Origin of the sequence: Liquorilactobacillus oeni DSM 19972 (genome assembly GCF_001436275.1) — a bacterium.
GTDB lineage: Bacteria > Bacillota > Bacilli > Lactobacillales > Lactobacillaceae > Liquorilactobacillus > Liquorilactobacillus oeni.
This window is the reverse complement of record NZ_AZEH01000039.1, coordinates 805811-830988: the sequence shown is the minus strand read 5'-3', so window position 1 is coordinate 830988 and position 25178 is coordinate 805811. Positions and strand designations below refer to the sequence as shown.

Genomic DNA, 25178 nt, shown 5'->3' with positions numbered 1-25178 from the left:
CATTGTAAAATTATTTGAGTGACGACTATCATTTGAAATTTTTAGAAGATGGTCAAATCAAGAAAAGAAAGAAGAGGCGCTGGAATTGGCAGACAAAAAAATTCGTGTACGTTATGCTCCTAGCCCTACAGGCCATTTGCATATTGGAAATGCGCGTACGGCATTATTCAATTATCTATTTGCGCGGCACAATAATGGAACTTTTGTTATCAGAATCGAGGATACTGATTCAAAACGAAATATCGCTGACGGTGAAAAAAGCCAACTAGATAATTTAACTTGGTTAGGAATGGACTGGGATGAGGGGCCTGACAAACCAGGAGAATATGGACCGTATCGCCAGTCGGAACGATTATCGATTTATAAACCGCTGATTCAAGAACTATTAGATAAAAATTTGGCGTATGAATCTTTTATGACTGAAGAAGAGCTTACTAAACAACGAGATAAGCAAAAAGCACGTGGTGAAGCTCCTAGATATGTTTATGAATATGAAGGAATGACAGATGAAGAAATTACTGCAAAGAAAGCAGAATGCCGCGCAGCTGGATTGGAGCCAGTCGTTCGGATTCGTGTTCCTCAAAATAAGGTTTATGAATTTGATGATGTCGTAAAGGGACATATTAGTTTCCATTCGAATACAATTGGTGGGGACTTTGTCATTCAAAAGCGTGATGGCATGCCGACATATAACTTTGCTGTAGTTGTCGATGACCATTTGATGAAGATCACTCATGTTTTGCGTGGAGATGATCATATTGCAAATACTCCTAAGCAACTTGTTGTTTATGAGGCTTTTGGCTGGGAGCCACCGGTATTTGGTCATATGACTCTTATTATCAATACAGAAACCGGAAAAAAGTTAAGTAAACGTGATGAAAGTGTACTGCAATTCATTGAACAGTATCGTGAACTTGGATATCTGCCTGATGCGATGTTTAACTTCATTACTTTGCTGGGATGGTCACCAGTGGGTGAAAAGGAGATCTTCAATCGTAAAGAATTGATTGGAATGTTTGATCCAAACCGCTTAAGTCGTTCACCTGCATCTTTTGATGCTAAAAAGTTAGAATGGGTTAATAACCAGTATGTTAAGAATGCAAAAGAAGATAAAATAGTTGATGCTTCTTTGAAACAATTGCTTAAAGCCGGCCGAATTCCTGCGGATCCGGATTCCAAAACAATTGAATGGGCTCGTAAGCTGGTCAGTCTATTCAAACAGCAGATGTCGTTTATGAGACAGATTGTTGAGTTATCCGAGATTTTCTTCGAAGATCCTCCTACTTTAAATGAAGCTGCGCAAAAAGAACTCTCGGATGAAAGTGCTGAAATTGTTTTGAAAGAATTTGCAAAAAAAGTACAAAAGTTACAGATTTTTGATGCAACTGAAATTCAAAATGCCATTTACACTATTCAAAAAGAGACTAGTATCCGTGGCCGCAAGTTGTATATGCCGATTAGAATTGCAACAACGAGGGAAACTCATGGTCCTGAATTAGCTGCATCTATTGAGCTCTTAGGGCGTGAAAAGGCCTTAAAGCATTTGCAAAAGACATTGGCTGAGATGGATAAGTAGTCAAAAAATTCTTATCAAGGGTCCGGAACAAAACTTTGTTTTGTACCGGGCCCTTGATCGTTTATAATTAAAATTAAAAAGGAGGCATGACACATGATTCAGCTATACAATACTTTGACAAATAAAAAAGAAAATTTTGTTCCTCTTGTTCCCGGAGTAGTGAACATGTATGTCTGCGGTCCGACTGTTTATAACTACATTCATATTGGAAATGCTCGTAGTGTAATCGCATTTGATACGATTCGTCGTTACTTTGAGTTTCGTGGCTACAAAGTTAATTATGTTTCTAATTTTACTGACGTGGATGATAAGATTATCCGTGAGGGGCATGAATTAAAAATTAGTCCGCGTGAAGTCGCCGACAGGTTTATCAAAGCCTTTTATGAGGACACGGATGCTTTAAACGTTAAGCGGGCTACTATGAATCCACGTGTTATGAACATTATGAATGATATTGTTTCCTTTATCAGTGATCTTGTTAAAAAGGGATATGCTTATGAATCCTGCGGAGATGTTTATTATCGGGCCCGCAAGTTTAAAAATTATGGAGAATTATCTGGACAGTCAATTGACGAGCTTGAAGAAGGTGCTAGTGAGCGGGTAAATAATGATGAACTAAATAAAAAACAAGATCCGCTGGACTTCGCATTGTGGAAATCAGCCAAAAAAGGAGAAATTTCTTGGGAATCTCCGTGGAGCAATGGGAGACCTGGGTGGCATATTGAATGTTCTGTTATGGCAACAAAATATTTAGGAGAAACGATTGATATTCATGCTGGCGGACAAGATCTTGAGTTTCCTCATCATGAAAACGAAATCGCGCAAAGCGAGGCAAAGACAGGTAAAAAATTTGCAAACTACTGGCTTCATAATGGTTTTGTGACAATTGGCAAAGATGATGAAAAAATGAGCAAGTCACTTGGCAACTTTGTAACTGTACATGATATTATTAAAAAAGTTTCTCCGCAGGTTTTGCGCTTTTTTATGGCTACTACGCAGTATCGTCGTCCGATACAATATAGTCAAGCAAACCTTGAAGAGGCAGATACAAACTTGAAAAAGCTGAAGAATGCCTATCAAAATGCAGGTTACCGTTTGCAAACCGCAATAAAGGATGTACCAATTGAAAGCGAAATTAAGGAGTATCTTGCAGTACAAAAAAAGGCCTTTGTAGAGGCTTTGGACGATGATTTCAACGTTCAAAATGGAATTACAGTAATTTATGAACTAGCTAAAAAAATTAATGTCTATAGCGCTTTACAGAATCCGGCAGCTAAATCACTGGTTGCCCTACGTACGCTCCTCAAAGAATTATTAGAGGTCTTTGGGATTAGGTTGACAGACAACCTTGGTCAAGAAGATGAAGAGATAGAAAATCTGATTTCACAAAGAAATAAGGCACGTGCTAATCGCGATTTTGCAAACAGTGATGCTATTCGTGCAGAGTTAAAAAGAAGAGGAATTATCCTAGAGGATACTCCTCAAGGGACAAGGTGGAAAAAAATTGACTGAAGAACCTTTTGAATTAATAAACGGAATAGCTTTAGCTTATATGGGAGATGCAGCTTATGAGGTGTATATTCGAGAGCACCTAATTAAAAAAGGTATGACAAAGCCTAATAAATTACATCGAATAGCAACTCACTTTGTTTCGGCCAAGGCGCAGGCGTTTTTGATCGCTAAGATGGAAAAAGAAAGCATATTAACAAAAACTGAACAGGAGTATTTTAAGCGCGGACGTAATGCTAAAAGCCATACAACTGCTAAAAATACTTCAGTTTTGACTTATCGGATTTCAACAGGTTTTGAAGCTGTGTTCGGCTATCTTTTTTTGAGTGAGCAAAAGCAAAGGTTAAAAGAGCTGGCTGACTGGTGTATAGGCACCATTGAAAAGGAGAAAAATAATTTTGGATAGTAACGAAAAAAAAGCTGAATTTATAATCGGCAGGCATCCTGCAATAGCGGCCTTGAAAAGTCAGCAAGCAATTAATAAGGTTTTTATTCAAGAGAACAATGCTTCAGATGCATTAAGAGAAATTAGCCAGCTTGCCCGCAAAAAGAAGATTATTGTTTCAACCGTTCCCAAAAGCAAGCTGGATCTGCTCACGGACAATCAAAATCATCAAGGCGTTGTAGTTGCAATAGCGGCTTTTGAGTATGCTTCGCTAGATGATATTTTTGCCTGTGCTGCCAAGGAAAATGAAGATCCTTTTTTCTTAATCCTTGATGGGATAGAAGATCCGCATAACTTAGGTTCAATTATGCGCACGGCTGATGCAGCAGGAGTTCACGGCATCATTATTCCCAAGAGACGTGCAGTGCAGCTGACTTCCACAGTAGCAAAAACTTCGACTGGTGCAATTGAACATGTTCCAGTAGTTCGGGTAAATAATTTGGTACAAACAGTACAGAGTTTAAAGGATAAAGGAATGTGGGTTTTTGGGACGGATATGAACGGTAATGATTTTCGTAAATGGAATGCAAAGGGCGCGGTTGCTTTAGTTATTGGAAATGAAGGTAAAGGAATTACACCTCTCTTGAAAAAAGAGTGTGATGAAATACTGACGATTCCGATGATTGGACACGTTCAAAGCCTAAATGCTAGTGTTGCTGCAGCTTTAGTGATTTATCAAGGATTCACTTCAAGGAGAAGTTAACATGAAGAAGAACATCCTTATTGTTGATGCATATAATATGATTGGAAATTGGCCTAAGCTTAATAAATTAAAACTTTCCGGCCGCTTGGAAGAAGCTCGTGATCAATTACTGCAGATTTTGTCTAATTATCGTAAACAACGTGATTATCAAATAATTGTAGTTTTTGATGCAATGTATGTTCCCGGCTTAAGTAAAAATTATCAGCAATATGGGTTGAAGGTTATTTGGACTGCTGAAGACGAAACAGCTGATACACATATTGAATCAATGGCAAAGAAAATGCAAAACAGATTAACCCAAGTAACTGTCGCTACAAGTGATCAAGCTGAACAGTGGACTATTTTCTCGCAAGGTGCATTGCGGATTCCTGCTTGGGAACTTTATCAAGATATTAAACGAGCTGATAAAGAAATTCAGCGGCAAACAAAAAAATATCAGGATGAAGTATTGGTAAGAAGATTACCATGGAATAAAAAGCAGTTGGAGAAACTGTCACAGTTGCGAGACCATCTTGCAAAAAATGAAAATGATGATAATTGACAGTTTGACTGGTGCATGGTAGAGTTATTTCTGATAATGACTGAGGAGTATTAAAATGTCACAAAAAAAGGTTGCGTTAGCATGTTCGATCTGTGGGTCTCGTAATTATACTTTAGTTGCAAATCCTAATAGAGTAAAACGGCTACAAGTTAAAAAATTCTGTAAGTACTGTAATAAACATACGCTGCATCAGGAAACAAGATAGAGGGGGACTTTTGGTGAATTTTTTCAGAAGTGTCATCAAAACGATGAAAGAGACAAGATGGCCGACAAGAAAAGAAACCGCCAGTGACACAACAACAGTTATTTCAACGGCTGTTTTATTTGCAGTTTTCTTTGCAATTGTTGATTTCGCTGTTCAACAATTACTGGGGCTATTGGCATAAAATAATAAGTAAGAGTTTAAAATGAATATTTTTAGTGGTAGAGCTAATTTTTTATGATATACTGAATTGTAGTGAGGAAAACCTCGTTTTAGCGAGGTTTTTTTATTTTTGGTTTTTTCGGTTAATTTGTTAATTTAAGGAGGCAAAATAATGGCCGAGTCATTGGAAAAAAACTGGTATGTTCTGCATACTTACTCAGGTTATGAGAATAAGGTAAAAGCTAATTTAGAATCACGCGCTCAATCAATGGGAATGGAAGATTATATTTTTCGAGTAGTTGTTCCTGAAGAAGAAGAGCATGAAACAACAAAAACAGGCAAGGATAAAGTAGAAAGCAAAAAAACTTTTCCAGGTTATGTTTTAGTCGAGATGGTTATGTCTGATCGCTCTTGGTATGTAGCCCGTAATACTCCGGGTGTAACTGGATTTGTGGGATCCCATGGGGCTGGAAGCAAGCCTGCACCACTGTTAGGCGAAGAAGTTGAGCTGATTTTACGTCGATTAGGGATGAGTTCACGCCATAAGGAATTTGACGTAGATGTAGGTGAATCAGTTAAAATAGTGGAAGGGGCCTTTTCGGGTCTTGTTGGTAAAATTACTGAAATTGACCGTGAAAAGATGAAGCTGCGAGTGAATATTGATATGTTTGGGCGCGAAACTGCTACTGAACTAAATTATGATCAAGTTGATAAGCTAATTTAATTCAATTTTTATTCGGGATTGAAAAAAGAGTGAGATTATGAAAAAAGAAATTTGCGAACCAATTCTTTTTATTCACGGTTATGCGGGAAATATATTTTCTTTTGCAAGAATGGTCCATTTTTTTAAAAAAGAAGGCATAAGTTCGAATCGTATTTTAGCATTTATTAATTTGCGAGGAAAAATATGGTTGTGGGGAAAACCGATACGGGTTGGAACGGCCATTCAAGTTATTTTTTTAAATAGCCATGCAACTGTGGTACAGCAAAGTGAGTGGTTAAAAAAATTACTTGTATTGCTTAAACAAGACAAAAAGGTATCTCAAATCAGTATTATTGCACATTCCATGGGAGCTGTCAGTGTTATGCATTTGTTTACAGCTTTAAAAAACAGTAATTTGGTTCCGCGAATTAAAAAGGTTGTCTATTTAGGTGCTCCTTTTAATGATAAAGAGCCAGGTAAAGATACAGGAAAAATAGAACCAATTCTTTTTTCATCGGCTGGTCTTTTGCATCCGACGAAGCTCTTTTTAAAAATGAAACATAAAAGCCGTAATATTCCGGTAGAAATTCGTTTTTTAAATATAATTGGAAATACGGATAATGGTTTTTCAGATGGAAAAGTTTCTGTTAAGTCAGCGCAAGCGCTGCGCTTTTTGTTACAGGATCCGAAGCAGTATAAAGAGGTAGTCTTTAGTGGAAGGGAAGCTACTCATCGCAGATTACACGAAAGCCAAGAAATTTTTGAGACGATCAAAAATTTCTTGGCCAGTTAATAAATTATTGCATTGATATAAAATTTGTGTTATTCTCAAAAAGTATGCTTTTGCATATAAGTGGGAGGTCAAATAAGCTGACCATCCGTACCACACACGGACTTTAAGGAGGTATGTACCGTGGCTAAAAAAGTAATCAATGTTGTTAAATTACAGATACCTGCAGGAAAGGCAACACCGGCTCCTCCAGTTGGACCAGCGTTGGGCCAAGCAGGAATTAATATTATGGGCTTTACTAAGGAATTCAATGCACGTACAGCTGATCAAGCTGGAATGTTGATTCCAGTAGTGATTTCAGTCTATGAAGATCGTTCATTCGATTTTGTTACAAAGACACCACCTGCTGCTGTTTTATTGAAAAAGGCTGCTGGTGTTGAACATGGTTCCGGCGAACCTAATACTAACAAGGTTGCAACAGTTACTACAGCTCAAGTTAAAGAAATCGCTGAAACAAAAATGCAAGATCTAAACGCTGCAGATGTTGAGGCTGCAATGCGCATGATTGAAGGTACTGCACGAAGCATGGGCTTTGTCGTAAAAGACTAGGCTTTTCCTATTCCGTGCTTCTCAGTCGGGTACTTTATGAAAATGAATGTACCAAGTGGGAGGTATATCCGTTTCACCACATATTGCAAGGAGGAAAACACAAATGGCTAAAAAAAGTAAAAAATATATTGAGGCTTCTAAACAAGTTGAAGCCGGAAAAACATATGATGCTGAAGCAGCATTAGCTTTAGTTAAGAAAATTGATTTTGCAAGTTTTGATGCAACAGTTGAAGTTGCTTATCATTTGAACCTTGATACAAAACAAGCTGATCAACAGTTGCGTGGAGCTGTTGTTTTGCCAAACGGAACTGGTAAAGAACAAACTGTAATTGTCTTTGCAAAGGGACAGAAAGCAAAAGATGCTAAAGAAGCTGGTGCTGACTTTGTTGGGGATGATGATTTAGTACAAAAGATTACAGATGGCTGGCTAGACTTTGATGTTGCAATTGCAACGCCAGATATGATGGCTCAAGTTGGACGCTTAGGTCGTGTTTTAGGACCTAAGGGTTTAATGCCAAACCCTAAGACTGGAACAGTTACAATGGATGTTACGAAGGCTGTCTCTGAATCTAAGGCTGGTAAAGTCACATATCGTACAGATAAAGCTGGTAATGTGCATGTCCCACTAGGAAAAGTTTCTTTTTCTACAGAAGCACTTACAGAAAACTTTAAAACAATTCAAGATATTATTGCTAAGGCACGTCCTGCTTCAGTTAAGGGACAATATATTGAACATGTTTCTGTTGCTTCAACATTTGGTCCAAGTGTTGTTCTTGACAGCGCTGCACTTTAGTTAAAAAGCAAAGGTTGACGTTAGTTGATCAATGTGATAAATTAAATAAGGTCAATTTTGAAAATGATTCTACCTAAGACTCAGGCGGCAAATGCCTTAATATTACCTGGCGAGGAATTTGAGTGAATAATTTTACTTTAAAACTTTCTCTATGTCTTGGTGGACATAGGGTTTTTTTAAACCCTGACACTGACTGGGAGGTGAATCAAATGAATAAAGAAATTGTTGCAAAAAAAGCTGCAGTTGTTGATGAAGTATTAGAAAAATTCAATTCAGCTGTTGCATGTGTAGTTGTTGACTATCGTGGTGTTACAGTTGAAGAAGTAACTGCTTTGCGTAAGGAATTACGTGATGCCGGCGTGGAATTACGTGTTATTAAAAATACGTATCTGAAGCGTGCCGCTGACAAAGCTGGTTATGAAGGTTTAGACGATACATTTGCAGGTCCTACTGCAGTTGCATTTTCAAAAGAAGATGTTGTTGCTCCAGCGCGTATCTTAGCAAAATTTGCTAAAGACATCGATGCATTGAAGATTAAGGGCGGTATGATTGAAGGCAAGGTTGCTTCCTTGGAAGAAATCACAGCTCTTTCGAAGCTGCCAAATCGCGAAGGTTTGCTTTCAATGTTACTTTCTGTCTTGCAAGCTCCAGTCCGCAATGTTGCATATGCGGTTAAGGCCGTTGCAGACAGCAAAGATGACGATGCTGCATAAGGTTTTATAAAATAAAAAAATATTTATACACGGAGGATATTACAATGGCATTAGATACAGACAAAATTATTGCTGATTTAAAAGATGCTAGCATTCTTGAATTAAATGCTTTGGTTAAAGCTATCGAAGATGAATTTGGTGTTTCTGCAGCTGCTCCAGTTGCTGCTGCAGGTGCAGGTGCTGGCGAAGCTGCTGCAGAAAAAGACTCATTTGATGTTGAATTAACAGAATCAGGTGATCAGAAGATTAAAGCAATCAAGGCTGTTCGTGAAATCACTGGTCTTGGTTTGAAGGATGCTAAGGGCTTGGTTGATAATGTTCCTTCTGTTATTAAGGAAGGTGCAACAAAGGACGAGGCTGAAGACATCAAGGCTAAACTTGAAGCTGTTGGTGGAGTCATTACTCTTAAGTAGTTTGAATTACTTAAAGGTTATAAAATAGTTGAAATGCGACCTAGTTTAAGGAGCTGATTAAGTTCAGTCATTTTAAGCTAGGTTTTTTTTATCCAAACTAGTCATTTTGATCTTTTGGAATTTTGAAAAGGAATCAGAATGGATTCTCAAAAATTTAAAATGTTCTGCAAAAGAAATTATTATAATTAGTACATCCGTGTTAGTATTGAAGTCGAGCGGTATTTATAGATAGGAATGTTTTTAAGGCGGGGTTTTATGAAGAGAAAATTTAAAAACTTTACAGCGTTTGTTGACAGAAAAATTACTATGATCAAGTTGTTATTTGTACTTTCTGTCCTGACGTTTATCTTTTTTGAATTGGGCAGAATTTTTAAGAGTATGTCTTGGGAAAGCGTCAAGGAAAGTATCACTGGACAGTCTGTAACGGGAATTTTGTTAATGACGGTATTAGGATTTATTGCTGTAGTTCCAATGTTAACGTATGATTTTGTGCTTGTTTCTTTTCTTCCTGCAAATTACTCTGGTCGCTATATTCTTCGCAGTGGATGGATTACAAATACTTTTACAAACCTTGCTGGTTTTGGAGGCTTTTTAGGAGCTACCTTACGTGCCAACTTTTATAATCGTTCTTCATCCAAGAAGCAGGTTATTTTTGCAATTTCTAAAATTGCTTTATTTTTGCTGTCTGGATTATCTGTTTGCTGTTTGGCAGCATTAGCTGTTTTATTTGGTTTTGGTGTGGCTGTCCAGTTTAAGCAGTATAGTATTTGGCTTTTTGGAGGAGCACTTTATTTTCCGCTTCTTCTTATACTTACCCATTTTAAAGATTCTTCTTTTTTCAAAGATCTTTCTTTAAAAAAGGAAGTTGCCTTAGTAACTGGATCGACATTGGAGTGGAGTGCAGCAGCAGGCTTTTTCTTATTTATTGGTTTTTCAATGGGCATTAATGTGGATTATCTTGCGGTCTTTGTTCTTTACGTAATTGCTTCGATCATTGGTGTAATCTCTATGGTTCCAGGTGGCTTGGGATCTTTTGACGTTTTCATGCTTATCGGTCTGGCAAATTTAGGCGTTCTTGATGAAACAGGGGTTGTCTGGCTGCTGTTTTTCCGCATTTTTTACTACATATTACCTTTTACAGTCGGAGTTGTACTATTTATTCACGAAACTGGACGTAAAATTGATAACTTTCTTGATGGAATTCCTGGAACAATTCTGCATAAAGCAGCACATGGTATTCTGACATTATTTTTATACGTTTCTGGAATCGTCATGCTGTTAGAGTCTACTGTTCCTAATTTTGCTTTTAGCAATTCAATTTTTGTAAAGTTGTATCCGTATACCTTTTTCTTTCTCAATCAAATATCTAGTGTAATTTTTGCTTTCTTATTGATCGGGATCGCTCGTGGAATTGAAGCAAAAGTTAAAAGGGCATATTGGCCGACGCTCATGATACTTTTGGTAGGAATCATTAATACACTTTGGCGTAATTTTTCCCTTGGAATGGTCTGCTTTCTTTTTATCATTATGATGATTGTCTTTCTTTCACGAAAGGAACTGTATCGAAAACAATTTGCCTATTCCTTTGGAAAAGCTTGTTTTGACGGTAGTTTGTTTGTTGGGAGTTTCATTCTCTACTCAATAGTGGGAGCAATTAATTCACCGCAATATACTATTCATCATGCAGTTCCTGATGCGCTTTTGTTTCCTTCAGAAAAGGTATGGTTATCTGGATTTTTAGGCCTTGTAATTGCAGCCCTAGTCTTATTCCTGATCCATAGATATCTTTCCGGGGAAATTTCATTCGAAGAAGAAGAGTTTCCTGAAAAAAGAATTCAAGCAATAATTGAGTGCTTCGCGGGTAATGAAACTAGTCATTTAGCATATTTAAGAGATAAGAGTATTTATTTTTTTCAATCTGCTGGCAAGGACAAATTATTTTTCATGTACCGTAAAAAAGCCGATAAATTAATTGTAATGGGTGAACCCGTTGGAGACCGAACCTTTTTACGAGAGGCCGTTTCACAGTTTATGAAGGAAGCAGACCAAGCAGGCTATCAGCTGGTGTTTTACGAGATTAATAGTGAAATGACCCTGATGCTTCATGAACTTGGTTTTGACTTTATAAAAACGGGAGAGGAAGGTTATGTAAAACTTTCTGAATTTACCTTAAAGGGTAAGAAGCAAAGGGCACAACGGGCTTTGATAAATAAATTTAAGCGTGAAGGTTATAGTTTTTCGTTAATAAAGCCGCCATTTTCACAAAGGCAGATGAATGAACTGAAAATAATTTCTGATAGTTGGTTGGGTTCTCAAGACGAGAAGGGCTTTTCTCTGGGTTTTTTTGACGAAGACTATTTAAATCGGGCACCTGTGGCTATAGTGCGTGATTCTAAGCAAAATACAGTGGCTTTTGCATCCTTAATGCCTTCCGGGGGGAAAAAGATTCTATCAGTTGATTTGATGAGGCATAAGAAAAGTGCACCATCTGGAATAATGGATAAAATTTTTATTAGCCTTTTCGAATATGGTCAAAAAAATGGCTACGAGTTTTTTAATATGGGAATGGCACCATTATCTAACGTTGGCCGCTCAGAATATAGTTTTATTGAAGAAAGGGCAGCACATCTAATATATGAATATGGTTATCACTTTTATGGCTTTCGTGGGCTGCGTTCATACAAGAATAAATACGTAACTGAATGGCATTCTAAATATACTGCCTATCGTAAGCGTAACTCTGTTTTGGTAACAATGCTGCAGTTAGCAAGTGTAGTTAATCAACATGCTGTTGATGAACATAGAAAGTTCAGTTTGATGATTGCACATTTTTTTAAATAAAAATTCGAAAAAAACTTCTTTTGGATACTCTCGGGTTGCTTGGGAATATCCAAAGGAAGTTTTTATTTATAGAAAAAATATTACTTAGTGTTAAGTCCAATATTGTAGTCTTCGTCTGACATTGCTTCCACATCGCCAAGAAGATAGCCATTACCGACCTGTGAAAAGAAATCGTGATTTGAAGTTGTTGTCGAAATTCCATTCATTACGACTGGGTCAACATCTTCAGCGGTATCGGGGAAAAGCGGATCTAGACCGAGGTTCATTAAGGCTTTATTCGCATTATAACGCAGAAAGGTTAATACTTTTTCAGCCCAGCCGACTTCATCATAAAGGTAATGTGTATATTTTTCTTCGTTATTGTAGAGGTCGTAGAGCAAGTCGTAGATCCAAGAAGACAACTTTTCCTGTTCTTTTTTATCCGCTTCACGAAAACCTAACTGGAATTTGTAACCAATGTAGGTTCCATGGACAGATTCATCACGCAAAATCAACTTGATGATTTCGGCAACATTTGCCAGTTTATTGTGTCCTAGCCAGTATAAGGGAGTGTAGAAGCCAGAATAAAACAGGAACGTTTCTAGGAAAACAGAAGCAACTTTTTTTTCAAGAGGAGTGCCCTCATGGTAGATGCTATCAATTTTTTGAGCTTTGTACTGTAAATACTTATTAGTATGAGTCCATTCAAAAATTTCTTCGATCTCTTTAGGAGTGTTCAACGTTGAAAAAATTGAAGAGTAGCTTTTAGCATGGACGGATTCCATAAATTGAATGTTATTCAGCACTGCTCGTTCATGCTGAGTACGGATATCTTTCATGAGGGAATCCATCCCGTCTTCAGATTGGACAGTGTCCAGTAAAGTCAAACCGCCAAAGACACGTTCAACTACTTTTTTGTCTGCTGGAGCAAATTTACGCCAATCAGAAAGATCATTTGAAAGGGGGATCCTCGTATCCAGCCAAAATTGTTCTGTTAATTTTTCCCAAGTAGCTTTATCGATTTGATCTTCCAGTTTATTCCAGTTGATTGCTTGATAATAATCTTTCATTTGTCTGGGTCTCCTTAATTATTAAATGACACAGCTTTCACATTCATTTGCGCCAACCTCATTTTGATCATCGGTGAATGTACGTACATAATAAAGTGATTTGATTCCTCTTGCATGTGCATAATTACGTAAGATAGAAAGGTCACGAGTTGTCATCTTATCCGTGTGCCCATCTTTCCATTCATACAACCCTGCTGGAATAGTTGAACGCATGAAAAGAGTTAGGCTCATTCCCTGATCAACATGCTGCTGGGCAGCTGCATAGACATCAATTACTTTGCGCATGTCAGTATCGTAAGCAGAGGTGTAATATGGCAAGGTTTCATTTGAAAGGTAAGGAGCAGGATAATAAATTTTACCGATTTTTCGTTCTTGGCGTTCTTCTATTCGATTAATTATAGGATGCAGGCTTGCTGTTGTGTCGTTGATATATGAAATTGAACCATTAGGCGCAACTGCCAGTCTATTTTGATGATAAAGCCCGTCACGTTGAATTGCTTCTTTTAATTCAGCCCAAGCAGCTTCATCTGGAATAAAAATACCTGCAAATATTCTTTTCACTTTCTCTGTTTCAGGAGCAAAGTTCTTTGTGAGATATTTTTCGAAGTAACTACCATCAGCATATTTGCTTTTTTCAAAACCTGCAAAAGTTTCATGGCGTTCCTTTGCGATAGTGTTTGAAGCTTTCAAAGTCCAGTAATTCAAGAGCATAAAGTAAATGTTTGTGAAATCAAGGGATTCTTTTGATCCATAATGAATTTTATTTTTTGCAAAAAAAGCGTGTAATCCCATAGCCCCTAAACCAATAGTATGCCCAAGCCGATTTCCCTTTTGAATTGAAGGGACAACATCTATATCTGAATGGTCTGTTACAAATGTAAGTGCCCGTACCATTGTTTCAACGGAATTGCCAAAGTTATCGGAAGCCATAAGATTTACAATGTTAGTTGAACCAAGATTGCAGCTGATATCTGTTCCTAACTTATCAAAACTTTGTGTATTGTTGACAATTGATGGCTGCTGGACTTGTAGTATTTCAGTACACAGGTTGCTCATTATAATTTTACCGTTAATTGGATTTTCTTTGTTAGCGGTATCAATGTTCAGAATATACGGATATCCCGATTCTTGCTGCAGTTTACTGATATCAGCTTCAAGTTCCCTTGCCTTAATTTTTTTCTTAGGTATATTCGGATTAGCTACTAAATTATCATATTCCTTGGTTATATCGACATAAGAAAAAGGAACTTTATATTCACGTTCTACACCCCAAGGATCAAAGAGGTACATATCTTTGTTTTCACGTGCCAACTCATAGAATTTATCAGGCACTACTAATCCTAGTGATAATGTCTTGACCCGGATTTTTTCATCTGCATTTTCCTTTTTTGCAGAAAGAAAGGAAACCACGTCTGGGTGAAAGACATTAAGATAGACCACACCTGCACCTTGACGCTGGCCCAGCTGATTGGAATATGAAAAACTATCTTCTAAAAGTTTCATAACAGGAACGACTCCTGAAGCCGCACCTTGTATGTTCTTAATAGGCGCTCCCGCTGCGCGAAGGTTGCTAAGGGAAATTCCCACGCCTCCGCCGATACGGGAAAGTTGCAGTGCAGAGTTTATTCCGCGTCCAATCGAATTCATATCATCTGTAATCTGAATAAGAAAACAAGACACAAGTTCGCCTCGGCGTTTGCGTCCTGCGTTAAGAAACGAAGGAGTTGCAGGCTGATAGCGCTGGTGGATAATTTCGTCTGCAAGAGCTAACGCAAGCTTTTCATCACCATCTGCAAAAAAGAGTGCATTTGCTGCAACTCGATCAACAAAGCTTTCTAAATAAAAGGCGTTATCGTTGGTTCTCATAGCGTATTGTGCGTAAAATTTGTATGCCGCCATGAAAGTTTTAAACTTAAAATGAACATTTTCCAAAAATTCATAAAGGTGCTCAATAAAATGAAAGTCATACTTTTCAATAAACGACTCTTCAAGGTAATCGTTTTTTATAAGGTAAGAGAAGCGTTCCCTTAAAGAGTTAAATGTTTTCAGATTTGGTGCCACATTTTCTTTTAAAAAGGCTGCTAAAGCTTCTTTGTCTTTGTTAAGCGGGATCTGCCCCTTAACAGGAATATTAATTTCATTATTCAGATCATAATAAGTTACTTTATTACTGTCTAATTGTTTAAGCGTCAATCTTAGTCACCACTTTCTGAATTTTTAGTACCCTGATGAATTTTACGTTAAAAATAAAAAGAGCTCAACGAGTTTTGAATGTCGCCGTCAACCACGCTGAGCAAATCATAGTATAAATCTTTTTATAAAAACCGACAATCAAGCAATAAATTTTTAATCGGTTTTTACTTGTAATGTTATACAACTAAACTTTTCAACAGATCTGGGCGAAATCCGTTAATAATTGGAGCATCGTTTTTCTCGATTACAGGAACGGACCGAAACCCCTTTTTCTTGAGGTAAGTGATATATTCAGGTTCACTGCTGATATTATGCTCCTCAAAAGAAATATGATGTTCCGTTAAGAATTTTTTTGTCATTTTGCATTGAATACAATTATTTTTTGTGTAAATTGATAATCTCATAGTTGGCACCTCGCATTGATATGTTGTATGCTTAGTATACATCATTTTACGAATTAATCAAGAAGCAAACACCATATATGGTATTTGCTTCTTTTGACGATATACGATATGTAGTAATTTTTGAAAAACCTTGAAAGTAAGGGGAACTAGGTTTAAGCCGTTTAGCAGATCTAAATTATGATATGAGGTAAAAAAGATGGTAAATTATTATTATTCAAAAAACCCAGAAGTAAAACATCAAGAGAAAAATTGGAATTTTGAACTTTTAGGCAAACAGCTATTTTTTATTACAGATAATGGAGTTTTTTCAAAAAAAACCGTAGATTTTGGTTCGCGGGTGTTGTTGGAGAATATCCCATTTTCAGATCTTTTACAAGGACCTGTCTTGGATGTTGGCTGTGGATACGGACCGCTTGGCCTGGCAATAGCAAAAAAATTTCCTCAAAAAAAAGTTGATATGGTGGATGTTAATGAGCTCGCTTTGGAATTGGCTCAAAAAAATGCTTTACTAAATAAAGTCAGTAATGTAAAAATTTGGGAATCAAATTTGTATAGTAATGTTGCTGAAAAAAATTATGCGCTCATACTTTCCAATCCGCCGATTAGAGCCGGAAAAAGAGTTGTACATGAAGTGTTATCCGATGCTTTTGCTCACTTAATGCCAGGTGGAAAGCTTATTATAGTGATTCAAAAAAAACAGGGAGCACCTTCTGCAAGAAAAAAGATGGAAGAAATTTATGGTAACAACCGAGTAGTGGGAAGAAACAAGGGGTATTTTGTACTTGAAAGCACTAAAATTAATCCTTAGGAAGGAGGGCTTCAATGCAATTGGATAAGCAGCAAAAGGAATATTTTATGCGTGAGGCTCTTTACGAAGCAAAAAAAGCTGCTGTGATCGGTGAAGTACCGATTGGTTGTGTAATTGTCTCAAAGGGTCAAATAATCGGACGTGGCCATAACTTGCGAGAACATAGTCATGATGCAACGATGCACGCTGAAATGCTTGCATTGCAAGAAGCCAATGCAGCTCTAAAAAGTTGGCGTTTACCGGATACTGAGCTCTTTGTTACCTTGGAGCCTTGTCCTATGTGCAGTGGAGCAATTATCAATGCAAGAATTAAAAAAGTGTATTTTGGTGCAATGGATCCTAAAGCAGGCACAGCAGGTTCTTTAATGAATTTGTTGGAGGACAGCCGTTTTAACCATCAAGCTGTAGTGGAGCAGGGATTACTAGTGGAAGAATGTGCGGCGATATTGAAAAAATTTTTTAAACAGGTTCGCAGAAAAAGAAAAAAATCCAGGCACAGAGACTAGCATTTTTATGTAATTTCATGTATTATAGAAAGTGCCGCAAGGCCTTGAGACAATGTCGTCCTTGTGAACTGTGTCAGGTCCGGAAGGAAGCAGCACTAAACTTGGTATGGCATGTGTCTCAAGTTAATATGACAAGTTACCTCTCGATCGTTGTGGTCGAGAGCTTTTTTTAAAATGAGGGGAAAAAAGGAGTGTCAAGATGGGATATCAAGCTCTCTATCGGGTATGGCGCCCACAGCGCTTTGCAGACCTGGTAGGCCAGCAAATGATTACGCAGACGTTGCAGAATGCAATTGTAACTGGACAAACAAGTCATGCATATCTTTTCACTGGACCGCGCGGAACTGGAAAAACCTCAGCAGCCAAAATTTTTGCTAAAGCTGTTAACTGCCATTTTCAAAAAGATGGCGAGCCTTGCAATCAATGCGATATTTGCCGTTCAATTACTTCGGGACGTTTAAATGACGTGATTGAAATTGATGCGGCTTCTAATAATAGTGTTGATGAAATTCGGGAAATACGAGATAAAGTCAAGTATGCACCAACAGTTGCAGATTACAAAGTTTATATCATTGATGAAGTCCACATGCTTTCTACAGGGGCCTTTAATGCGTTATTAAAGACGCTTGAAGAGCCTCCTGCCAACGTAGTTTTTATCTTAGCAACTACAGAACCTCACAAAATACCTGCAACTATTATTTCACGCACTCAGCGTTTTGATTTTCACAGAATAAGCAATCATGATCTCTTTGAAAGAATGAAATATATTCTGGAACAAAAGAAACTCAGTTATGAAGAAGGGGCTTTGCAAGTTATTGCTAAATCTGCTGAAGGCGGTATGCGTGATGCACTTAGTATTTTGGATCAGGTGTTATCGTTTGGGGATGATACAGCTACTTTAAAGAATGCATTATTAGTGACAGGAAGCATTACCCAAGAAAAGCTTTACAGTTATTTACAGCTTGTTTTTTCACAACAAACAGCCAAAGCTTTAGCTGAACTGCATCTCCTTTTAGAAGAAGGAACAGACGGTAATAGGTTGGTGGAAGCTACAGTAAAATATTGTCGCGATCTGCTGATGTTCCAAACTGCTCCGGAAATATTGGAGAAAGAAAGTTTGGGAAAAGTAAATGAAGGCATTAAAAGCCTATCAAAAAAACTTATACCAGAAGAACTTTATGCGGCAATTGATGTTTTAGATCAGGAACAGCGTAATATGCATCTGACGAGCCATACTGATATTTGTTTAGAAGTTATGACCGTTAAATTGACGCATTTAAAGAGTGAATTTTCTAGAAAAAATGCTGTTCAATATGCTGAACCGAAACAGCTGACTGTACTGAAAAAGCAAATGAAAGAGCTGCAACAGCTTGTCAAAAAATTACAGCAGGGAAATCTGGAAAATAATGTACTACAGCAGCAAAATAAGCACAAAAAAACAGGTAATATTGGTCATACCAAGCAGACTGAAGTTATTAATTTGAAAAAAATCTATCCAATTTTAACTGCTGCAACTCGAGAAAATTTGATACAATTAAAAGATGTGTGGACTGATCTAATGAGTATGCTGTCGATTACACAAAGAGCGATCATGAATGTCAGTGAACCGGTAGCAGCTAGTTCTAAGGGTGTGATTATAAGTTTCCGCTATGACTTTCTTTGTGAAAAAGCAAGCGGAAATGATGAACTTAAAGAAGATCTTGTGGCCGATTTAGAAAAGCTTACGAAAATTCGCTATGACTTTGTTTTTTTACCTCAGAATCAGTGGCCAGAAGTTAGAAAACAGTTTTTACAAGAACATGGAAATGAACTTGAAAAAGAAAATGAACAAAGTAAAAAAAAGGTTGAAAAAAAGCCAAGTGAACCGCTTGTTAAAAAGGCTGTTGATATCTTCGGCAAAAATGTAACTGAAATCGTGGATGTTAAAGAAGACTAAAAAGGAGTACTTGTAATTATGATGCGTGGAATGGGAAATATGCAGGGTATGATGAAACAGATGCAAAAAATGCAAAAGAATATGAAGAAGGATCAAGAAGAGCTGGAAAAAGAAGAATTTACCGGTAAAGCTGCTGATGAAGCTGTCGTAGTTAAATTTACTGGAAAAAAGAAAATGACGCATATTCAAATTAAGCCTGAAGCTGTTGATCCGGATGATGTTGACATGCTCCAAGACCTCGTGATTATGGCAGTTAATGATGCAATGGATCAGATAAATAATGAAACACAAAGAAAAATGGGAAAGTATACTCAAAATATTCCTGGCTTTTAAAACTTAGTTTATAACTTGAGAGGGATGTCTTTATGCAGTATCCAGAACCAATTGCCAAGTTAATCGATAGTTATATGAAATTACCGGGGATCGGGGAGAAGTCGGCGACTCGACTGGCTTTTTTTACAATTGACATGGAAGAAGAAGATGTCAAAAATTTTTCCCAGTCTCTTTTAGCAGCAAAAAGAGACCTTCGTTACTGCAGTGTCTGCGGCAATATTACTGAAAATGATCCCTGCATAATTTGTGCAGATAAAGGCCGCGATCAGTCAAAAATAATAGTGGTTGAACAGCCTAAAGATGTTATGTCACTAGAACGGATGCGGGAATATCACGGTCTTTACCATGTTCTTCATGGTGTATTGTCGCCAATGGAAGGGAAAGGGCCAGAAGATATCAATATTGCCAGTCTTTTACGACGCTTGCAGCATAATTCAGCAGTCAGTGAAGTTATTATTGCAACTAATGCTACTCCTGAGGGTGAAGCTACTGCGATGTACATTTCACGGTTAATCAGACCTGCTGATATTAAGGTAACTCGTCTTGCACATGGTCTCGCGGTCGGAAGTGATATCGAATATGCTGACGAAATGACACTTTTCAAGGCGATTGAAGGACGTCAGGAGATTTAAGTCAAAGAAAGAAGAGCGGGCAAATGTTCGGTAAAAAAAAGAAAAATCTTAAAGAAGTTTTCGATGAAAAGCTTTTAAATGCGGTTGATTTGGCGGCTTCCGAATGGGAACAAGCGAAACAAACACAAGCGGCTGTTCGAGAAGAAGACAGTGAGTTGAATGCGCAAACGAATCTGGCTGAGGCAAAATACACTCTTTTATATATGGAAGCCCGCAAAAGGAAAGTTAAGGGGCACTTGCAGTCTTCAATAATTGAGCACTAATTATAACAGATAGCATAATTACTCGTGGGACCGATCAGAGCAAGCAATATTTTGATCTGTCTCCTTTTTTATTATTAGACACTAGAACATTAGTAAAGTAAAATGAAAGAGTATCAGGTGAAAGAGGTTATTTAAGTGAGGGGAAAGTTTGTAACTTTTGAGGGTCCGGATGGATCAGGGAAAACAAGTGTTTTAAGGGAGATAACTGCTGGTTTTGTTCAACGGCATTTTGACAATTATCTTTTAACTCGTGAACCCGGTGGTAATCGGATAGCAGAAAAGATCAGGAATATAATTTTAGATAAGGAACTGAATGAAATGGATGCTCGAACTGAAGCGTTGCTTTACGCTGCGTCACGTAGACAGCATCTTGTTGAAACAGTTATTCCTGCACTTGAGTCGGGTAGACTTGTTTTCTGTGATCGTTATGTGGATAGTTCAATTGTTTATCAAGGAGCAGGTCGTAGGCTGGGTGAAGATGCTGTAGCACGGATGAATGCTTTTGCAACTGAGAATCTGCTTCCCGACCTTACCCTTTATTTTGACGTTCCGCCAGAAATTGGTCTGAAGCGAATAGTAAATTTTCGTAGTAATGAAGTGAATCGGTTAGATCAAGAATCATTAACGTTTCATAAAACGGTACACGAAGCATATCTGCGGCTTGCTAAAAAAGAAAAACGAATAATTACAATTGATGCAAGTCAGCCTTTTCATACTGTGGTGGATGAAGCTCTAAAACAATTGAAGTTGGCACTACCTAATTTTATTGAGTAACTTTTTAAAAAATGGAGGGAAACACTATGAAAATGATCATTGCAATTGTGCAGGATAAAGATAGTAATCGTCTCAGCAATCAATTTATAGAAGAGAATATTCGCGCAACGAAGCTTTCGACAACAGGTGGGTTTTTGAAATCTGGGAACACAACTTTTATGATCGGGATAGAAAATGATCGTGTTGAAGAAGTGCTTGAATTGATCAAGGAAACGTCACGAACAAGAAAACAGTTTATGACACCTCCGATTAATTTGGATGCCTCCATGGATTCTTCAGCAGCTTATCCTGTAGAAGTTCAAGTCGGCGGGGCAACAGTTTTTGTTTTACCAATTGATTCGTTTCAACAATTCTAGGACAAGATAAATGAATTCTATTACTGAAAAAGGGCTGCAGCCTCAACTTAATGACTACTTTGCAAAGATGATCAATAGTCAAAAATTGGCACACGCGTATATTTTTGCTGGTCCAGAGGGTTCTGGGAAAAAAGAATTAGCTACTTGGATTGCACAGGGGATCTATTGTGAAAATTGTGTTGCTGGTCATCCATGCCAAAAGTGCGCAGAATGTATTCGTATTGCATCCGGTAATCAGCCAGATGTAGTTCATGTTGCTCCAGAAGGCCTCTCTATCAAAGTTGACCAAATCCGGTTTTTAAAAGATGAATTCAGTAAAAGCGGTGTTGAAAGTAACCGCAAGGTTTTTATAATTGAAAATGCTGAAAAGATGACAAGTAGTGCTGCTAATAGTCTGCTTAAGTTTTTAGAAGAACCTAGCGGGCAGGTTATTGCCTTCTTATTAACTGAAAAGCCTAATTCCTTACTACCTACAATTATCTCACGCTGCCAGCTTTTTGAACTTCGTCCTTTAAGTGATAAGCAGTTGTTGTTTTTACTTGAAAAAGAAGGAATACCTGAGGAAAAGGCTGTTTTATTGAGTAGATTGACTGATAGTCCCACTCTGGCTAGAAAGCTGGCTGAAAATAATGACTTTGAGAAACTTAGTGTAAATGTTTGTCAATGGTACTTACATATATTACAGAATGACTGGCTTTGTTTTGTAGAAGTTCAAACGAAATTATTAACATATATTTCGAACAAAGAAGATGAAAAAATAGTTTTTGACCTGCTGTTACTTTTAGGGAAGAATTCCTTAGAATTGCGCAGTGGAGGAGAAGACCAAAGTGCTTTTAAAAAATATCAGTCTCAGCTTAAAGAACAACTTGATAAACTTTCAATAGACAAGGTTTCTGCAGGTACAGAACTTTTTTTGGAATCATTACATCTTCTACAGATCAATATCTCATTTCAAAATACTATTGAAGCATTGACACTTAAACTTTGTCGATGTTATCACGGATAGATGAAGGTGATTTTTTGAATAAGCGAGAATTATATGACGGGTTTGCTCAGATGGGGGCGGAAACCCAGAAAATGCTTGAGAGAATTGAAGCAATAAAAGTAGAAATGACGAGAGTTATTGAGCGTAATGCAGAACTCGAAACTGAAAATCAGCATCTGCGTGCACACCTTCAAGAGTTAGAACAAGAAAAACAAAGTAATGGCCAGGCAGAGCTTTCAAAGTCAAAAAAAAATTTGGAAATGCTTTATGAGGAAGGATTTCATGTGTGCAACGTAGATAATATGTATGGAACACGCAGGATTAATGATGAACCTTGTGTGTTTTGCCAAGACGTTATTTATGGGGAGAGACGCTAATGCCTTTTGAAAAAACAAGTAGTTTCCAACAAGAAGCCAAGGGAGCTCTTTACCTTGTTCCAACACCAATTGGAAATTTGGAAGATATGACTATTCGTGCTATTAAGGTCTTGCAGGATGTAGATTTGATTGCTGCTGAGGATACACGAAACACGCAAAAGCTGCTTAATCATTTTGAAATTAAAACACCTCAAATCAGTTTTCATGAGCATAATACGCAAGAACGGATCCCACTATTGCTTCGCAAACTAAGCGCGGGACAAAAGATAGCTCAAGTTAGTGATGCGGGAATGCCATCAATCAGCGATCCAGGGCATGAACTCGTTGTGGCTAGTATCAAGAATAAAATTCCGGTTATTCCATTACCGGGTGCTAATGCAGGCATAACAGCCTTGATTGCTTCAGGAATTGCTCCGCAGCCTTTTTTATTTGTTGGGTTTCTTTCACGCAAGAAAAAAGAAAAAAATGAACAGTTAGCAGATTTAGGGCACAAAAAAGAAACATTGATCTTGTATGAAGCTCCTCATAGATTAAAAAAAACGCTTAAAGCCTTAGTCTCAAGCTTGGGAGAAAAAAGAAGAGTTGCTCTATGCCGCGAACTTACTAAGAGATATGAAGAATTTTTACGCGGAACTTTAGTACAAGCGCTTAACTGGAGTGAAACGGAGCAAATCAGAGGAGAATTTTGTATAATTATTGAAGGTGCAAGCGAAACTTATACCCCCCAATCATTGGAAAGGGTCGTACCTGTAAATGAACAGGTGGAACAGCTGATTAATAATGAGGGGTTCAAAACTAACGAGGCAATTAAAGCGGTAGCGAAAAAAAATAACTTAAAGAGACAAAATGTTTATAATAGTTTTCATCATATTGATTCAAAGTAGGAGGTCAAAAAAGTGGCTGAGAGGATATTCAGCGAAAAACATCAGGTTCTATTCTATGAAACAGACCGTACTAGAAAAACCACAGTTGGAATGCTGGTTAATATTTTAATGCTGGCTTCGCAGGATCAAAGTATTGCGCTGGGTTTAACTGAAGAAAAAGTTAATGCGCTTGGATATGGCTGGGTAATTACACAGCATATTATTGATATTCAGAGAATGCCGAAGTATGAGGAAAAGATACGGGTTTTTACTAAAGCAGATTCCTATAATCGCTATTTTTGTTACCGAGATTTTTGGATTGAAGACGAGCAAGAGAAAAAAATAGTTCAGATGCACAGTGTTTTTGTTTTAATGGATCAAAAAAAAAGAAAGATAGCACGTGTCTTGAAAAATTTGATTGAGCCGTATGATTGTGAATATTCAACTAAAGTTGAAAGAACACCGAATCCTAAAAAATTAACAACAGCAAGGCGGCTTCCAGCTAAGCATTACCGGGTACGTTTTATGGATATTGATTCTAATCAGCATGTTAATAATGTACACTACTTTGATTGGATGATTGATGGACTCAGCGAAGGGTTCTTGTTACAACATCAACTACGCCGGATGAATATTAAATATAAACAAGAAATTCACTATGGTGAAACGGTGGAAAGCAATACAGAAATTGACGATAAAAAACTTGAGACATTTCACGTAATTAAAACTGCAAGTGGAGAGAGTTGCCGTGCTCATTGCCTTTGGGAAAAAAATAATTTTTAGGTGTAAGCAGCTGTAAAAAACTGCTTTTATTTTTAGGCAATACATTTTTAGTTTTAAAAAACCAGAATAATGAACAGCTTTGTTTTCTAAAAAGTGTGCTATAATAACAAAGCATGTATTCATGCAAATTCGGGGTAGGAAATAAGGCGTTAAGTGCTGGAAGGACGGAATGTGTCTTCCAGACGAAAGATAAAACCTGCGATCTTATTTCCGCATTCGCCGCAACTTTTTGTGGCAACTCCAAAGAGGAGATGTCTTTATGAACAGTTTTGTTGCAAGATTGACAACGCGAAATGTTGCGTTGCTTGGTTTTTTGGTGGCGCTAAACATTGTGGTTGCCAAATTTTTGTCTTTTGGAATCTGGTCGCTTAGAGTGAGCTTTACCTTTGTGATCGTCTTTTTTATGGCTCTTTGGTTCGGACCGTTACTTGCAGGAATAGCCGCAGGATGCGCAGACATTGTTGGAACCTTAATTTTTGGTGGAATTGGCGGATACTTTTTTGGCTTTACCATTTCTGCTTTTATCGGGGCCTTTGTGTATGGACTCTTCTTTTATCGCAAAGAAGTTCAGTTATGGCGTATTATAGCTGCAGTTTTAATTAATGTCCTTTTAGTTGACGCGTTGCTTAATACTTTCTGGCTTATGGAACTTTATCATGCGTCTTTTTGGGCGCTTTTCCCAACACGAATAGTGAAAGAGCTGCTTATGATTCCTGTACAAATTTTATTACTTTACTTTGTAGGAAATAATAAAACATTGCGAAGCCTGAAAAACAGAATTTGAAAAATCTGCGTATATGCGTATAGATGAGACAAAGTCAGACTAAAAAAATATTTGTTAGCATAAAGCATAATATTTAAAGTGTCAAATTTTCGTTTCTGGTATTTTTTTAAATAGTGATAAAATGAAGGCTTAGAAATTTTTACAGGCCTTCTTTTTTTGCTTTTTAATTGCTGCATAAAAAAGCTTGAAATA

Annotated in this window: 30 protein-coding genes, 1 other RNA gene, 1 riboswitch and 1 other annotated feature; of the genes, 28 read left to right on the top strand and 3 right to left on the bottom strand. The window is 37.4% G+C overall.

Features of this window, described 5'->3' with window-relative positions:
• The first annotated feature begins 85 nt into the window (after nucleotides 1-85).
• From gltX to mprF, 14 genes are all read left to right on the top strand, one after another.
• Nucleotides 86-1576: a glutamate--tRNA ligase gene (gltX, locus tag FD46_RS09060; RefSeq protein ID WP_057896826.1), complete on the top strand. Its 1491-nt coding sequence runs from the start codon at nucleotides 86-88 to the stop codon at nucleotides 1574-1576.
• Nucleotides 1577-1669: 93 nt separating this feature from the next.
• Complete coding sequence (gene cysS / locus FD46_RS09055; protein WP_057896825.1) at nucleotides 1670-3088, top strand: cysteine--tRNA ligase; 1419 nt, start codon at nucleotides 1670-1672, stop codon at nucleotides 3086-3088.
• A gap of 40 nt (nucleotides 3089-3128) precedes the next feature.
• Nucleotides 3129-3491, top strand: a complete 363-nt coding sequence (locus tag FD46_RS09050) for a Mini-ribonuclease 3 (protein WP_057896884.1) — start codon at nucleotides 3129-3131, stop codon at nucleotides 3489-3491.
• The gene (gene rlmB, locus FD46_RS09045) at nucleotides 3484-4233 is read left to right on the top strand and encodes a 23S rRNA (guanosine(2251)-2'-O)-methyltransferase RlmB (RefSeq protein ID WP_057896824.1); all 750 of its coding nucleotides are present in this window, start codon (nucleotides 3484-3486) and stop codon (nucleotides 4231-4233) included. The genes FD46_RS09050 and rlmB overlap by 8 nt, the downstream gene beginning before the upstream one ends.
• A 1-nt stretch (nucleotide 4234) precedes the next feature.
• Entirely contained in the window at nucleotides 4235-4774 is a 540-nt protein-coding gene (locus tag FD46_RS09040) for an NYN domain-containing protein (RefSeq protein WP_057896823.1), read from the top strand.
• Between the two features lie 55 nt (nucleotides 4775-4829).
• Entirely contained in the window at nucleotides 4830-4979 is a 150-nt protein-coding gene (gene rpmG / locus FD46_RS10270) for a 50S ribosomal protein L33 (protein ID WP_083479410.1), read from the top strand.
• Nucleotides 4980-4992: 13 nt separating this feature from the next.
• Nucleotides 4993-5160 carry a preprotein translocase subunit SecE gene (gene secE / locus FD46_RS09035; RefSeq protein WP_057896822.1) on the top strand — a complete coding sequence of 56 codons (168 nt, stop codon included), beginning with the start codon at nucleotides 4993-4995 and terminating at the stop codon, nucleotides 5158-5160.
• Nucleotides 5161-5310: 150 nt separating this feature from the next.
• Nucleotides 5311-5862, top strand: coding sequence for a transcription termination/antitermination protein NusG (gene nusG, locus FD46_RS09030; RefSeq protein ID WP_057896821.1), 552 nt, complete (start codon nucleotides 5311-5313; stop codon nucleotides 5860-5862).
• A 37-nt stretch (nucleotides 5863-5899) separates the two neighbouring features.
• Nucleotides 5900-6634: an alpha/beta hydrolase gene (locus tag FD46_RS09025; protein WP_057896820.1), complete on the top strand. Its 735-nt coding sequence runs from the start codon at nucleotides 5900-5902 to the stop codon at nucleotides 6632-6634.
• A gap of 120 nt (nucleotides 6635-6754) precedes the next feature.
• Complete coding sequence (rplK, locus tag FD46_RS09020) at nucleotides 6755-7180, top strand: 50S ribosomal protein L11 (protein WP_057896819.1); 426 nt, start codon at nucleotides 6755-6757, stop codon at nucleotides 7178-7180.
• A 103-nt stretch (nucleotides 7181-7283) separates the two neighbouring features.
• Nucleotides 7284-7973, top strand: coding sequence for a 50S ribosomal protein L1 (rplA, locus tag FD46_RS09015; RefSeq protein WP_057896818.1), 690 nt, complete (start codon nucleotides 7284-7286; stop codon nucleotides 7971-7973).
• 54 nt (nucleotides 7974-8027) lie between these two features.
• Nucleotides 8028-8160: a sequence feature (ribosomal protein L10 leader region), on the top strand.
• A 22-nt stretch (nucleotides 8161-8182) separates the two neighbouring features.
• Nucleotides 8183-8686 (top strand): 50S ribosomal protein L10, encoded by a 504-nt coding sequence (gene rplJ, locus FD46_RS09010; RefSeq protein WP_057896817.1) that lies wholly within the window; start codon nucleotides 8183-8185, stop codon nucleotides 8684-8686.
• A gap of 44 nt (nucleotides 8687-8730) precedes the next feature.
• A complete protein-coding gene (rplL, locus tag FD46_RS09005) occupies nucleotides 8731-9099 on the top strand; it encodes a 50S ribosomal protein L7/L12 (RefSeq protein WP_057896816.1) in 369 nt (122 codons plus the stop codon).
• A gap of 255 nt (nucleotides 9100-9354) precedes the next feature.
• Entirely contained in the window at nucleotides 9355-11940 is a 2586-nt protein-coding gene (mprF, locus tag FD46_RS09000; RefSeq protein ID WP_057896815.1) for a bifunctional lysylphosphatidylglycerol flippase/synthetase MprF, read from the top strand.
• Between the two features lie 80 nt (nucleotides 11941-12020).
• On the opposite strand, the gene nrdF is transcribed toward mprF, so the two are convergent.
• The 3 genes from nrdF to nrdH all read right to left on the bottom strand — a co-directional run bounded on the left by nrdF (nucleotide 12021) and on the right by nrdH (nucleotide 15586).
• Nucleotides 12021-12989 carry a class 1b ribonucleoside-diphosphate reductase subunit beta gene (gene nrdF, locus FD46_RS08995; RefSeq protein WP_057896814.1) on the bottom strand — a complete coding sequence of 323 codons (969 nt, stop codon included), beginning with the start codon at nucleotides 12987-12989 and terminating at the stop codon, nucleotides 12021-12023.
• A gap of 21 nt (nucleotides 12990-13010) precedes the next feature.
• Nucleotides 13011-15182, bottom strand: a complete 2172-nt coding sequence (nrdE, locus tag FD46_RS08990) for a class 1b ribonucleoside-diphosphate reductase subunit alpha (protein WP_057896813.1) — start codon at nucleotides 15180-15182, stop codon at nucleotides 13011-13013.
• Between the two features lie 176 nt (nucleotides 15183-15358).
• Nucleotides 15359-15586 carry a glutaredoxin-like protein NrdH gene (gene nrdH / locus FD46_RS08985; RefSeq protein ID WP_057896812.1) on the bottom strand — a complete coding sequence of 76 codons (228 nt, stop codon included), beginning with the start codon at nucleotides 15584-15586 and terminating at the stop codon, nucleotides 15359-15361.
• A gap of 196 nt (nucleotides 15587-15782) precedes the next feature.
• Here nrdH and FD46_RS08980 point away from each other — a divergent pair, with 196 nt between their 5' ends.
• From FD46_RS08980 to FD46_RS08920, 14 genes are all read left to right on the top strand, one after another.
• On the top strand, nucleotides 15783-16394 hold the full coding sequence (locus FD46_RS08980) for a class I SAM-dependent methyltransferase (protein ID WP_057896811.1): 612 nt from the start codon (nucleotides 15783-15785) through the stop codon (nucleotides 16392-16394).
• A 14-nt stretch (nucleotides 16395-16408) separates the two neighbouring features.
• Nucleotides 16409-16900: a tRNA adenosine(34) deaminase TadA gene (tadA, locus tag FD46_RS08975; RefSeq protein ID WP_057896810.1), complete on the top strand. Its 492-nt coding sequence runs from the start codon at nucleotides 16409-16411 to the stop codon at nucleotides 16898-16900.
• Between the two features lie 41 nt (nucleotides 16901-16941).
• Nucleotides 16942-17028: signal recognition particle sRNA small type (gene ffs / locus FD46_RS10265), an RNA gene on the top strand.
• Between the two features lie 71 nt (nucleotides 17029-17099).
• The gene (dnaX, locus tag FD46_RS08970) at nucleotides 17100-18836 is read left to right on the top strand and encodes a DNA polymerase III subunit gamma/tau (RefSeq protein WP_057896809.1); all 1737 of its coding nucleotides are present in this window, start codon (nucleotides 17100-17102) and stop codon (nucleotides 18834-18836) included.
• Between the two features lie 15 nt (nucleotides 18837-18851).
• Nucleotides 18852-19169: a YbaB/EbfC family nucleoid-associated protein gene (locus tag FD46_RS08965; protein ID WP_420805349.1), complete on the top strand. Its 318-nt coding sequence runs from the start codon at nucleotides 18852-18854 to the stop codon at nucleotides 19167-19169.
• Between the two features lie 32 nt (nucleotides 19170-19201).
• A complete protein-coding gene (recR, locus tag FD46_RS08960) occupies nucleotides 19202-19801 on the top strand; it encodes a recombination mediator RecR (RefSeq protein ID WP_057896807.1) in 600 nt (199 codons plus the stop codon).
• A 23-nt stretch (nucleotides 19802-19824) separates the two neighbouring features.
• Nucleotides 19825-20064, top strand: coding sequence for a YaaL family protein (locus FD46_RS08955; RefSeq protein WP_057896806.1), 240 nt, complete (start codon nucleotides 19825-19827; stop codon nucleotides 20062-20064).
• 135 nt (nucleotides 20065-20199) lie between these two features.
• Nucleotides 20200-20838: a dTMP kinase gene (gene tmk / locus FD46_RS08950; protein ID WP_057896805.1), complete on the top strand. Its 639-nt coding sequence runs from the start codon at nucleotides 20200-20202 to the stop codon at nucleotides 20836-20838.
• 26 nt (nucleotides 20839-20864) lie between these two features.
• A complete protein-coding gene (locus FD46_RS08945; RefSeq protein ID WP_057896804.1) occupies nucleotides 20865-21194 on the top strand; it encodes a cyclic-di-AMP receptor in 330 nt (109 codons plus the stop codon).
• Nucleotides 21195-21204: 10 nt separating this feature from the next.
• The gene (gene holB, locus FD46_RS08940) at nucleotides 21205-22200 is read left to right on the top strand and encodes a DNA polymerase III subunit delta' (protein ID WP_057896803.1); all 996 of its coding nucleotides are present in this window, start codon (nucleotides 21205-21207) and stop codon (nucleotides 22198-22200) included.
• A 14-nt stretch (nucleotides 22201-22214) separates the two neighbouring features.
• Entirely contained in the window at nucleotides 22215-22556 is a 342-nt protein-coding gene (locus FD46_RS08935; protein ID WP_057896802.1) for a DNA replication initiation control protein YabA, read from the top strand.
• Nucleotides 22556-23440, top strand: a complete 885-nt coding sequence (gene rsmI / locus FD46_RS08930; protein WP_057896801.1) for a 16S rRNA (cytidine(1402)-2'-O)-methyltransferase — start codon at nucleotides 22556-22558, stop codon at nucleotides 23438-23440. Before FD46_RS08935 ends, rsmI begins: the two co-directional genes overlap by 1 nt.
• 12 nt (nucleotides 23441-23452) lie before the next feature.
• On the top strand, nucleotides 23453-24202 hold the full coding sequence (locus FD46_RS08925) for an acyl-[acyl-carrier-protein] thioesterase (RefSeq protein ID WP_057896800.1): 750 nt from the start codon (nucleotides 23453-23455) through the stop codon (nucleotides 24200-24202).
• Nucleotides 24203-24330: 128 nt separating this feature from the next.
• Nucleotides 24331-24426, top strand: a riboswitch (THF riboswitch).
• Between the two features lie 35 nt (nucleotides 24427-24461).
• The gene (locus FD46_RS08920; RefSeq protein WP_057896799.1) at nucleotides 24462-24986 is read left to right on the top strand and encodes a folate family ECF transporter S component; all 525 of its coding nucleotides are present in this window, start codon (nucleotides 24462-24464) and stop codon (nucleotides 24984-24986) included.
• Nucleotides 24987-25178 lie beyond the last annotated feature (192 nt).